A 12,327-nucleotide genomic window follows, 5' to 3' on the forward strand; every position below is an offset into this window, starting at 1 on the left:
GTGCTTGCCGATGCGTTGGGAGCTGAAACGGAGCCGTCGGGTTTACGCGTCACCGTGAAAGCAGTCGCTGTTACCGCAAGGATTGCGGACGTGCAGCTTCGGACCTTCAATCTCATCATGCAGCAGCGGTATGACGCGTCCAGCTTTGCAAATGCGGGCCGGGGCGCTGGCGCAGTTGAGGCGAGGGTGCCACGGTGTTTCGAGATGTCTCAGGCTTTTGCTCCCATATTGCTCACCAGCGACTCAACCGATGCGGCACTGTCATCCACACACCGCACCTTCATCGGCCCTGCGGGCCCCTTCTCCCGATGGCAGCAGGGGGAGCGGTAATCCCACCGCCGGTGGCTGCGGCGCGGTGAGGCGGTCGACCAGCAACTGCTCGAATGCCGGCACGTCCACCGCATGCACCACCGTCTGCGCCTGCTCGCCCAGCCCGGGCTGATACCCCGGTGCCCACGACACGATGTCGCCGTACCCGGCATCGAAGGCGGTGTTGGTGTCGACGTACAGCGTTTCGGTGCGCGTGGCCAAGTCGGGGCGCAGCCACACGGCGGTGGCCAGTTCGTCCCACATCGGAAAGCCCGGCTCGCGGCGGCGCAGTGCGTGGCCAATCGTGGTGTCGGCCGCACTCATGCGCGCCAGCAAGTCGGCGCTGAGTTCGGTCGCGGTGGAGGGGTCGACCGGCACCATGGTGATCTGCCGCCACGGCGCACGCATGACGATGCTGGCCGCTTCCGGGTCCCAGCGGATATTGAATTCGCGTCGCGGCGAATTGACGAACTCGCGCGCGAATTGCTGCGCGCTCACGCTGTTGCGTTGCTGCCGTGGATTGAGGCTGCCGCCCATGTAGACCAGCTCGCGCGCCAACCTGGCAAAGGATGGGTCCAGCGATTGCGCCAGTGCCAGGTTGGTCAACGGGCCGGTGGCAATGATGCTCACCTCGCCCGGGTACCGACGCACCATGCGCAGCATGAACAACGCGGCCGGCTCGTCTGCGGGACGCACCACGCTGGGATTACCCAACGCCAGATCGGGCACCACATCGTGGGCGTGATAGCGCGGCGCGCTTTGCACGGTGTCGCCGTCCACCCAATGCTTGGTCCATGCGCCCTTCCAGACGAGTTTGCCGTACAGCGCTTCCCAGCGTTCGGTGGCCAGCTCGCTGTTGAGCAGCGGATGCACCGGGCCGGGGTGCACTGGAATCTGCGGATGGCCAGCCAGTTCCAGCAGGCGGCAGGTATGCGCCAGCACCTCATCGCGCCAGATATTGCCGCTGACGGCACTGATGCCCAGCACCTGCACCTCGGGCGATTGCAACAGCAGCAGCTGCGCGGGCGTGAAGCCGTCGATGTCGTCTTCGAGAATGACGCGGCGCTTGGATGAGGGGAGGTGCGGGTCGGTCATTGCGTTTTTGTCGTGGAAGGTTGAAGGCATTGCACCGGCGATGGAGAGCGGCATTTGTAGGAGCGTGCCTACGCGCGACGGGGCGTTACCGGTAAAGCCCGTTCGCGCTCGGGCGCGCTCCTACCTTGCATATGTCATGTCGTTGTCGGCGCTATGTGTGTCGCAGCAACAGCGTGCGCTCGTACTGGGCCAGGTCGGTCTCCAGCTGCCATTGCAGCCGAGCCTTCTCGCTGCCGTGGCGGAAGGCTCGACAGGCAGCATCATCTGTTTCGCGCTGCAACGCACTGGCGCAGGCCTGCGCACCTTTACCGTCGGCATCCCACAGGCTGGTGCCCGGCAGGAAGCTGTAGGTGAGGCCATTGCGGGCCAGTCGTTTGAGCGTGGGGTAGTCGATGCCTTGCTCCTGCATCGCGCGTTGGTACTCGTGGGTCATGTCCGCACGCGAGACGCCGGCATCGTCGGTGGACAACACCACCGGCACGCCGGCACCCAGATACAGCGCCAACGGATGCGCTGGGCCCTTGACGCCCAGGATCACATCGTTGCTGGTGAGGTTGATCTCCACCGCGATGTGCTCTTCCCGCATGCGTTGCAGCAGTGCTTGGGCATCGTCTTCGTACGGCAGGTCCACGCCGTGACCGATGCGGCGCGCCCCCGCATCCACCGCCTGCCGAATATGCGAGCGCAGCTGTGCCGGTGGCACCAGCCCCAGCGCCAGCTCGCCGGCATGCAGCGACAGCGGCACGCCGCGATAGCGCGTTGCAAAGAAGCGGAACATCGCCATGTGCCGCGCGTAATCGGCCAATGCCACGGGATTGTCTTCCGGCGCGACGATGTTCAGCGCCACCGCACGGCTGCCGCCGGCCGCGATCAGCGCATGCGCCAGCGCCATCTGCCCGAACACCATCGGCTGCGGCAGCACGCGCAACACGTAGGGAACATAGCGGTAGTCGACCGTGCAGCCGGGGCGCGCATCGGCCTGGTCGCAACGCAGGACACGCCGGACCTGCGCGTCGATGTCGGCAAGATCGCGTTGCGCGGCCTGCACCAGTGGCGCAAGGTCGGGCTGCAACGCACGCAGATTGGCTGCGTCGTCTTCGCCCTTCCACGGCAGCGATTGCATGCGCGTGGCAGCCTGGTCCATCTGCGGCGGGTTGGCGATGATCTCCACATACGGCACGCGGTCGCGTGCGGCCTGCTCCAGCACTGCGGCGACGGTGTCGGCGACACGGCTGCGCACCACCGCGTCGAACTTGCCGAAGGTGCTGAAGAACTGATCGTGGCCGCTGGGGTGCGTTGGGCCGGGCAGGAAGTTGCGCATCGACAGCGAATTCACCATCCGCCCGTACAGCGCGGCGTTGCGTGTCGCCAGGCCGCGCGCCGACTCCTGGCCGGCCCCGCACGGCGGCGCGCGCAGGCTCAGGTCGTCCAGTTGCACGCAGGCGCCATCGTCGCTGGCCCATTGCAGATAGTCTTCGGCATACACCGAACCGGACAGATGGTTATGCAGGTCGCCACCTTTCGGCATGGCCTGTAGCCAGGTGCGTAGCTGCGCCGGCTGCGCGGCCGCCTCGCGGAACAACTGCGCCACCTGCTGTTCGCGTTGTTGCGCAGGCGTAGGCGCTGGTGCAGGCCGTGCGTGCACGGCAGCGGGCAAGCACGCCCACACGCTCAGGATCAGACAGCGGCGAAGAAAGGGCATGCAGGAGACTCGTTTGGAGAGACGGTGGCGTACGACAGCCGGCGACCACATAGCTTGCCTGCCAGCGCGATCCGAGGCCACCACATACGCGCCGGTCAGCAAGCCTGGAACACTGGAGGCACGCATCATTCCAGCGCATAGCGCAGCACGAACAAGCCCGCGATCGCCCAGGTGGCCGGGTGCACGTCACGCCAGCGGCCGCTGCCGAGTCTGAGCGCGGCATAGGTGATGAAGCCGAACGCGAGCCCCGTCGCGATCGAGTAGGTCAGCGGCATGGCGAGCATGCAGATGGCGGCCGGCAACGCGTCGCCCACATCGTCCCACTGGATCTGCGTGCATTCGCGCAGCATCACCGAGGCCAGGTAGATCAGGGCCGGGGCGGTGGCGTAGGCCGGCACCATCGCGGCCAGCGGCGAGAACAGCAGGGCAAGCAGGAACAAGGCGGCAACCACCAGCGCGGTGAGGCCCGTGCGCCCGCCCACCTGCACGCCGGCGGCGCTTTCCACATAGGCGGTGGTGCTGGAAGTGCCGAGCAGCGAGCCGGCCAGGATGGCGGAACTGTCGGCAAGTAGCGCGCGGTCGAACTGACGGCGCTGGGCGGGCGTGTGCAGCAGGCCGGCGCGTTGCGCCACCCCCATCAGCGTGCCGGTGGCGTCGAACATTTCCACCAGCACGAACACCAGCACCACATGCAGCACCGCAGCGAGCGCACCACCGCCGCCATGGCCGTGCAGGGCGCCGACGATATCCAGCTGCAGCAAGGTGGGCGCCAGGCTGGGCGGCAGCGCCACGACGCCTTCGTAGCGCACCAGTCCCGACACCAGCGCCGCTGCGGTCACCGCCAGGATGCCGAGCAACATGGCGCCCCGCACGCGGCGCACTTCCAGCACGCCGATCAGCAGCAATCCGGCCAGTGCAAGCAGCGGCTCGGGCCGGTGCAGATCGCCCAAGGTCAGCAAGGTCTGCGGATGGGCCATCACCAATCCGGCCTTCTGTAGCCCGATCAGTGCCAGGAACAAGCCAATGCCCACCGCAATGGCGCTGCGCAAGGTGGACGGAATGCCGTCCACCAACCAGCGCCGCGCGCCAGTGACGGTGAGCAGCAGGAACACGCAGCCTGAGATAAACACCAGCCCCAAGGTCTGCTGCCAGCTGTAGCCCAAGGTACCCACCACGCTGAAGGCGAAGAACGCATTCAAGCTCATGCCTGGCGCCATGCCGATGGGGTAGTTGGCCAGCATGCCCATCAGCAGCGAACCCAGTGCTGCAGCCAGGCAGGTGGCCACGAACACCGCGCCGTGATCCATGCCGGTGGTGGCCAGGATGTCGGGGTTGACGAAGACGATGTAGGCCATCGTCAGGAAGGTGGTGGCACCGGCCAGCATTTCGGTGCGCACGGTGCTGCCGTTGGCGGCGAGCGCAAAACCGGGCCAGCGCATCAGCAGGCGCTCGGGGCGTGCAGCCGGTTGACGGCAGGACAAATGAACATCGGCAGACATCTCATCGATACGGGGCGAATGGCGTGGCAGGGCCCGCATGCGGGCGGCCCATCTTGCCCTGTCGCGTTGCGCTTGCCACGGACATCGGGCACGGATTGCGCCGCAGGAGCGCACGCACACCGTAGCGCGGCAGCGCCCATCGTTGCGGCGCATGTCGCGGCGCTGATGCACGCATGACGGCACACAAGCGGTGAGCGATGGCGCGCTCGGTTGCGCGTCATCGTGAAAGGCACGCGAGACATCAGGCTGCGCGAGGTGACTGAACGACTGCAGTGGCACCGCGAACACTGCGTTCAAAGATCCAGCACCAACCGCGGCGTGCGGCTGCGCGAGCAGCACACGGTGATCTGCCGATTGGTGGCGCGTTCGGCGTCGCCGAGCACGCTGTCGCGGTGATCTGGCGTGCCAGCCAGCACGCCGGTCAGGCAAGCACCACACATGCCTTGTTCGCACGACAGCGGCACCTCGATGCCGGCATCGAGCAGGGCGCTGGCGATGCTGCCATCGGCCGGTACCTGCACCACGCGGCCGCTGGCGGCCAGTTCCACCTCGAACGCACTGTCGGCATCGTGGGCGAGGCTGGGCGCGGGGGTGGCGAAGTGTTCGCGATGCAGTTGCGCCGCCGTCCAGCCATGCGCCTTCGCCAGCACGGTGAAGTGGTCCATGAACGCGGCCGGTCCGCACAGGTACAGCTGATCGCGCGCACGCGCCTGGCCCAGTTCCTCGGGCACATGCACGCGTGGGCTCTGCCCGCCATCGCTCAGATGCAGGTGCACCTGCCCATGCGTAAAGCCCTGTTGCAGCCGCTGCGAAAACGCCACATCCGCATGCCGGCGCGCGTAGTAATGCAGCACGAAGGGCTCGCCGCGCGCCTCCAGTGCTTCGGCCATCGACAATAGCGGGGTGATGCCGATGCCGGCGGCCAGCAGCACGTGGCGCTCGCCCGGGTGCAGCGGAAACAGGTTGCGCGGTGTGGAGATGCGCAGGCGGTCGCCAGGCGCGAGCTGTTCGCACAGATGCCGCGACCCGCCGCGCGAGGCGTCGGCCAGCTTGACGCACAGCAGATAGTGGTCGCGCACATGCGGCGCACTGGCGATCGAATATTGCCGAATCAGGCCATCCGGCAGATGCAGGTCGACGTGCGCGCCGGCCTCGAATGCCGGCAATTGCGCGCCCACCGGTTCCAGCCGAATGGCGCGCTGGCGGTGACCTTGGTCGACGACATCGGCAACGCGCACCTCATGCAGGCTCATGCGGGTGTCCTCGGCCGTCAGCGCAGGAAGAAGTCGCTATAGCCCTGGCTGCGCAGCCCGCGGCGATAGGCGATGGAACTGCGATCGGCGGGAATGTGCACTTCCAGCAGCGGGTCCAGCGGCAGATACTCCGGCCGTTGCGCTTCCACCATGGCGCGGTCTTCCTCGAACACGCGCAAGTTGAATGCATGCACGTCTTCCACCGGCAGATGGGTGTCGAAATTGCGCGCGATCGGCACCAGCAGCCGGGTCTTATGCTTGGACACCGGGCTGGCGGCATTCATGATCACCAGCCGCTTGCCCGGCACCGGGAAGTGGATGGTGAGCGTGGCGGTGAACGGCAGATGCACCTCGAAATGACGCAGCCACCGGAAGCTGGGGTCCACCTCCGGCAGCGGCATGTCCACCGAATAGTTGGCCACCGTGCTCAGGTAATCGGCATTGAAACCGGTCGGCGTCTCGGTGGTGGTGTAGGCCGGCACTTCGCGCTTGTCCGGCTGGGCGAAGGTGGCGGTGTGCACGAAGGCGAAATGCGCCACGTCGATGAAGCCCTCCAGCTGGCGCGCGGCGCTTCCGGCGATGTCGAAGGCCGGGCACACGATCTGCTGAAAGCCGTCCTCGTCCCAACCCGGCATCGGCGGAATCTGCACCTCGGCCTCGTTCACCCCGGCCGGCTTGGCCAGGCACACCCAGACCAGGCCGTAGCGCTCGGCCACCGCATAGGTGTGCAGCCGCATCTTGGCCGGGATGTTCTGGCTGGGGCTGGCGGGGATATGGTTGCAACGCCCGCCCGCGCCAAAGCGCAGCCCATGGTAGGCGCACACCACGCCGCCGCCATCGGCCTTGCCCATGCTGAGCGGCACGCCGCGGTGCGGGCAGACGTCGCGTGCGGCCACCAACTCGCTGCCCAGCCGGTACAACACCAGCGGCTCGTCCAGCAGGGTGGCCTTGAACGGCGCCTCGCTCACCTCGCTGCTCAGCGCCACCGCATGCCAGTGCTGGGCCAGGCGCTGCCAATCGGCGGCCTCGAAGGTGCAGTGCAGCGGCAGGGCGGGAACGGCGACATCCATGGGGCGGTCTCGGGCACGAGGCGGGAGCGGTGCCGGATTGACTCTAGGAAGCCAGGGGTGTGTGATCAAACATCGATTTTCAGCCTAGCCATTGCAAAAGATGCAACGCCAACCGAGCCCCGCCGCATGCTGACCTTTTCGCGCTTTACCCGGTATTTCATCGAAGTGGCCCGCTGCGGCAGCATCCGCAAGGCCTCCGAAGTGCTGCACGTGTCGGCGTCGGCGATCGACCGGCAGATCCTCAAGGCCGAGGAAGAACTGGGCGCGCAGCTGTTCGAACGCCTGCCCGGCCGGCTGCGGCTGACCGCTGCCGGCGAGCTGTTGCTGGTGGACGTGCGCGGCTGGGAGAAGGCCTACGCACGCACGCTGGAGCGCTTCGACGAGCTCAAGGGCCTGCGCCGCGGGCATGTGGAGATCGCCATGATCGACGCGCTCAGCGAAGGCGTGGTGCCGGCGGCGGTGGCGGCGCTGGTGCAGGAGTACCCGGGCATCACCTTCAACCTGTCCACCGCGCGCAACCAGCGGGTGATGGAAATGGTGACCTCGGCCGATGTGGATATCGGCTTGCTGTTGGACCCGGTCAGCAGCGTGGATCTGGAAGTGCGCGCGTTCGCGGATATTCCGCTAGGCATTGCGATGCCGGTGGGGCATCCGTTGAGCAGCCGCACCGAGCTGCAGCTGAGCGAGACGCTGGAGCATCGGCTGCTGCTGCCGGCCGCCCCGTTGATCGTCGGCGAGCACGCCAAGGTGCTGTACCAGCGCCAGCACATCGACGTGAAGCGGCTCACCCACTGCAACGACGTGCGCACGCTGCGCGGCCTGGTGCGTGCCGGCGCCGGCGTGGGACTGATGTCGTGGCTGGATGCCGCCCCGGACGTGGCCGACGGGCGGCTGGCCTTCGTGCCGTTTCGCCAGCACCTGACCAAGCCGATGACACTGGCGCTATGCGTGGCGCCGCAGCGGCAACTGTCGCGTTCGGCGCAACTGGCGATCCAGGCGCTGGCAGCGAAGATCGATGCGATGGCGGTGCCGGCGGTGGAGTAGCCCTCTCCGGCCCTCATCCGGCGCTGCGCGCCACCTTCTCCCGCCAGCGGGAGAAGGGAGATCGTCAATGCCGCCTTCCCCCGCCTGCGGGGGAAGGTGCCCGAAGGGCGGATGGGGGCGGTCGGTCTGCACAATCAACGAGCTGCCGACCTGGGCCTGGCCATGCTGCGCCCGGGCGTTCAAGCCCCACCGGCACGCTTCCCTGAGCGGGCGCTGCACGCCACCTCTCCCACCAAAGGGAGAAGCGAGGGGCAGCGGAGCTAACCTCTCGCTCGTTACACTTACGCGGCTCACCCCACACGACACCCGCAGCATGCAATTGATCGATATCGGCGCCAACCTCACCCACGACTCGTTCGATCGCGATCGCGATGCGGTGCTGCAACGCGCACGCGATGCCGGCGTGGCGCAGCTGGTGATTACCGGCGCCAGCCGCGAGCATTCGCCGCTGGCCCTGCAACTGGCGCAGCAACACCCCGGATTCCTCTACGCCACCGCCGGCGTCCATCCGCACCACGCAGTGGAATTCACCGCCGAATGCGAAGCGGAAATGCGCGCCCTGCAGGCGCATCCGCAGGTGGTCGCAGTGGGCGAGTGTGGGCTGGATTACTTTCGCGACTTTGCGCCGCGCCCTGCGCAGCACAAGGCCTTCGAACGCCAGTTGCAGCTGGCCGCCGACAACGGCAAACCGCTGTTTTTGCACCAGCGCGACGCGCATGAGGATTTCATCGCCATCATGCGCAGCTTCGAAGGCCGCCTGGGTGCGGCGGTGGTGCACTGCTTCACTGGCACGCGCGACGAGCTGTTTGCGTATCTGGACCGCGACTACTACATCGGCATCACCGGCTGGCTCTGCGATGAGCGTCGCGGTGCGCATCTGCGCGAGCTGGTGCGCACTATTCCGGCCAACCGGTTGATGATCGAAACCGATGCGCCGTACCTGCTGCCGCGCTCGCTCAAGCCGATGCCCAAGGATCGTCGCAACGAGCCGATGTTCCTGTCGCATATTGTCCAAGAGCTGGCGCGCGATCGTGGCGAGGATGTCGCGGTGACCGCCGCCAACAGCACGGCCGCGGCACGTGCGTTCTTCCGCTTGCCAGAGCCTGCCAGCACCACGAGCGGCTAACACCATGTCGCACTCGTGGCCGCAACGGCGCGCCGGTACCGCAGCGCGCGCGCCGCATGCCGTGCCGGGCCGGCCGTACCTATCGGCGGCGAGCGTAGTGCGGTTGCGCATGGATCTACCTGGATCGGGCCGCGCGGCAGTTACGCCGCCAGCAATTCCCACCCTTGCGCATCGCGCAGGCGCAGGCCGGGTTCTGGCGCGTCCACACTGATGCGCAGGCCGTCGGCCCAGGGCAGTTGCCGTTGTTGCGGAAACCATCGCCGGCGCTGGTCGACCACGATCAACAGGCCGTGGTCATCGCCCAAGGCTGCAAAGCCCTCCAGTGGCGGGGCGAAGGGTTGCAGGCCGAAGTGATGCGCCAGGCTGCGCGTCACCACCTCGACATTGTTGCTAGGCAAGCCGATTTCGCTCAGGCACAGCAGTTCTTCGCCGCCGAACTGGCCTTCACCGGCTGGTGCATCCTGCAAGGCATTGCGCGCGATCAACTCCAGCACTGCGCCATCGGGTCCGGCGAAGTACACCGAGTGCGACTGCCACGCGCCGTCCAGGGCGAAGTGCTTGCGGCCGTGTGGATCGCTCAGCAAGGTGGCGCGTGCGCCAATCCACTGCGCAGCGGCTTGGAAGCGCGACGGGGCCACATTGAAGGCCAGATGCACGCTGCCCACCGGGTGCTGCGCCTGCACGCACTCCAGTGTGCTCCAGCCGATGCGCACCGCATTGCCATGTACGGGCAACTGCAGCACATCGCGGTAGAAGCGCAGGGTCAGGTCGGGGTCCAGGCAGGGCAGTACCAGATGACGCAGATGCATGGCGGCAATGTCGTTGGGAAACCGGCATTGAACGACCTCAAGCGCAGTTGAGGTCAAGCGCTTCATTCTGCGCCTGGTAACCTGCGGTGAGTGAGTGCCAGCCTGCAGGCTGACCTTGCGGACTTTTGTCTGAATTGCTGGTATCTCCCAATTCCAAGATTCACAGCCATTCGCTGCCCGACAGGTCGCTTCATGGCAGGCCAGGCCTTCGCATCCGCAAGCGGGATTTCCGTCGGCGTGGATGCGGCATGCGCATCATTGCCTATGCTTTAAAAAAGCATGGGAGACGTAAAATGGGAAACTGTCTACGCATACCCTCTGCACACATGGCGCCAGAGGTGCGCGAGCATGACACCGCCGACGCGTCCACCAGCAACCCCATGTCGCATGCAGGAAGCCTGACTGCCGGGCCGCAGGAGCACGGCGCCGTCGAGAGTTGCGCCGGAAGCCGGATTGCCGATATGTGGCTGTCATCCCTGGAGCGACCGGCCCGCAGATCTTCCGGGAGTAGAAGCCAATCCACTGCCCAGTCGCGCCTCCAGTCGAAGGCGGAGGAGTTGGCCGGGAAACGCCGATCGATGCTGCAACGCGCGATCATGCTGGATGACCAGTGGCGGCGCCTTCAGGAACGCTGCGCGGGAAGCAGCGCCGGCAGCCGGCAAGCATCCAATCTAAATATTCTCAAGGGAATCATTTCCCGGGACAAACAGGCGTTGGAGAGTATCGGCGATGAAGGTGGCGATATCAGTGATCGTAGCCTTGACCGAATTGATCGCAACCTGCGGAAGTTTGAGAAAAAAATCAGCAATCAAAAAAAATTGGAATCACATCTTGCAAGAGCCAACGATTTCCTGGACCGGCTGAAACGCCTGAAAAACGAACTCTCAACTCGAGGCGATGACCAGGAACTTTTAAAAAAAATCGATTTGAACATACACGATCTGGAAGCCATCTTGAATGAACTGACGGGTATCGATGCCAATGGTACCGGCATCGAATACAGCGGCTACCGCGGGAATACGATGGCGTACTTCGATAGTGTAACTGCAGCGCTCGAAACGATGCTTCGAAGTCAAGATCCCGGCTATCAGGACTACATGCGACCCGCGCTGGCGGCTGTCCTCAAGGATGGTTGCCCACCAAGCAGGCGGAGGGCAGTAAGCGCGTCTTGAGCACATGCTGGCGACAACGGTGGCATTTCTTGAAGAGCGAGCCTGCAGCGTTTCGATGGTCTGCATGGGACGGCGGTGGGTATTCCGAAGCGGAGCGAGGTACATGCCGGCTTGGTTTTACTACACGAACAACAACCCGAGACCGCCCCAGACTTCGAGGGTCTGGAAAATGACCGGCTTCTACTCAGACGATGTCTGCAGTGAGCGCCGGCCCTCCGCGGTCGGTGCATGCAGTCGGCAATGAGCTAGTGCTTAGGGGCAACATCATTCCAACGGCATCAGGTAAAAACGTCGCTGTAGCGTGAGTCGTGCTGCCAGCGCTAGAGCAACCTTGCCAGCGCCCACAAATGCCGCACCAACGGTGTGGTTTCCAATCCGCCCGGCGCGGCCGCCAGGGCCAGCCGCGCCAGCGGCATATGACCTTCGATATCCAGATAGCGCACGCCGGGCCGCTGCAGCTGCGCGGTGGAGGCAGGCACCACCGAGACGCCCAGCTCGGCGGCCACCAGATTGATGATGGACGACATCTGCGGCGCCTCCTGGGTGATGCGCAAGGTCACGCCGGAGTCGCGGCAGGCGGCGAGGATTTCGTCGTACAGGCTCGAGCCGAAACTGCGCGGAAACAGGATGAAGGGTTCGCCAGCCAGCGCCGCCAACGGCGCACTGTTGCGCGTGGCCAGGGGATGCGCGGCGGGCACGGCGATCTTCATTGGTTCATCGGCAAAGCGCAGCAACTGCAGATCCGCTGGCGTGCTCAGCCCATAGCGCACGAACGCCGCATCCAGGCGGCCATCGGCCAGCCCGACCAGCAGGCTGGCGGTATTGGTCTCTTCCAACAGCAACTCCACCTGCGGCCACTTGCGGCGGAAGTCGCGAATCAAGCGCGGCACCACCGGGCTGAAGGCGGCCGAAGCAGTAAAGCCCAGGCGCAGCCGTCCGGACTCGCCACGCGCCACCCGGCGGGCGGTTTCGGCGGCGCGTTCCACATCGGCAAGCACGCGGCGCACCTCGCCCACGAACGCCTCGCCGGCCGGTGTGAGCTCGGCGCCGCTGTGGGTGCGCCGAAACAAGGGCGTGCCCAGCTCGCGTTCCAGGGTCTGGATCTGCTGGCTGAGCGGCGGTTGCCCAATGCCCACGCGCGCGGCAGCGCGGGTGAAGTTGCCCTCTTCGGCAACGGCGAGGAAATAGCGCAGCTGGCGCAGCTCCATCCATCTGTTCCAGATATGGCAACTGCCACCATCATATATT

10 protein-coding genes are annotated in these 12,327 nt (G+C 65.9%); 3 read left to right on the forward strand and 7 right to left on the reverse strand.

The window, feature by feature from the left end:
- Positions 1–261: 261 nt before the first annotated feature.
- From FLG15_RS00960 to FLG15_RS00980, 5 genes are all read right to left on the reverse strand, one after another.
- Positions 262–1,404, reverse strand: coding sequence for a nucleoside hydrolase (locus tag FLG15_RS00960; RefSeq protein ID WP_057677625.1), 1,143 nt, complete (start codon positions 1,402–1,404; stop codon positions 262–264).
- Between the two features lie 151 nt (positions 1,405–1,555).
- Positions 1,556–3,106 (reverse strand): adenosine deaminase family protein, encoded by a 1,551-nt coding sequence (locus FLG15_RS00965; protein ID WP_057677624.1) that lies wholly within the window; start codon positions 3,104–3,106, stop codon positions 1,556–1,558.
- Between the two features lie 125 nt (positions 3,107–3,231).
- On the reverse strand, positions 3,232–4,545 hold the full coding sequence (locus FLG15_RS00970; protein ID WP_150147523.1) for an NCS2 family permease: 1,314 nt from the start codon (positions 4,543–4,545) through the stop codon (positions 3,232–3,234).
- Positions 4,546–4,898: 353 nt separating this feature from the next.
- Complete coding sequence (locus tag FLG15_RS00975; RefSeq protein WP_017157638.1) at positions 4,899–5,858, reverse strand: PDR/VanB family oxidoreductase; 960 nt, start codon at positions 5,856–5,858, stop codon at positions 4,899–4,901.
- 17 nt (positions 5,859–5,875) lie between these two features.
- Positions 5,876–6,928 (reverse strand): aromatic ring-hydroxylating dioxygenase subunit alpha, encoded by a 1,053-nt coding sequence (locus tag FLG15_RS00980; protein ID WP_150145372.1) that lies wholly within the window; start codon positions 6,926–6,928, stop codon positions 5,876–5,878.
- 126 nt (positions 6,929–7,054) lie between these two features.
- On the opposite strand from FLG15_RS00980, the gene FLG15_RS00985 reads away from it, so the two are divergent.
- Positions 7,055–7,972: a LysR family transcriptional regulator gene (locus FLG15_RS00985; RefSeq protein WP_039574137.1), complete on the forward strand. Its 918-nt coding sequence runs from the start codon at positions 7,055–7,057 to the stop codon at positions 7,970–7,972.
- A 313-nt stretch (positions 7,973–8,285) separates the two neighbouring features.
- Positions 8,286–9,098 carry a TatD family hydrolase gene (locus tag FLG15_RS00990; protein ID WP_057679511.1) on the forward strand — a complete coding sequence of 271 codons (813 nt, stop codon included), beginning with the start codon at positions 8,286–8,288 and terminating at the stop codon, positions 9,096–9,098.
- Positions 9,099–9,238: 140 nt separating this feature from the next.
- Here FLG15_RS00990 and FLG15_RS00995 read toward each other — a convergent pair whose 3' ends face one another.
- Positions 9,239–9,907, reverse strand: a complete 669-nt coding sequence (locus tag FLG15_RS00995; protein ID WP_057679510.1) for a VOC family protein — start codon at positions 9,905–9,907, stop codon at positions 9,239–9,241.
- A 326-nt stretch (positions 9,908–10,233) separates the two neighbouring features.
- On the opposite strand from FLG15_RS00995, the gene FLG15_RS01000 reads away from it, so the two are divergent.
- On the forward strand, positions 10,234–11,079 hold the full coding sequence (locus FLG15_RS01000; RefSeq protein ID WP_150147526.1) for a hypothetical protein: 846 nt from the start codon (positions 10,234–10,236) through the stop codon (positions 11,077–11,079).
- 320 nt (positions 11,080–11,399) lie between these two features.
- On the opposite strand, the gene FLG15_RS01005 is transcribed toward FLG15_RS01000, so the two are convergent.
- Positions 11,400–12,287 (reverse strand): LysR family transcriptional regulator, encoded by an 888-nt coding sequence (locus FLG15_RS01005; protein WP_057679508.1) that lies wholly within the window; start codon positions 12,285–12,287, stop codon positions 11,400–11,402.
- Positions 12,288–12,327 lie beyond the last annotated feature (40 nt).

This window comes from Xanthomonas phaseoli pv. dieffenbachiae (genome assembly GCF_008639345.1).
Classification (GTDB): Bacteria; Pseudomonadota; Gammaproteobacteria; order Xanthomonadales; family Xanthomonadaceae; genus Xanthomonas; species Xanthomonas phaseoli.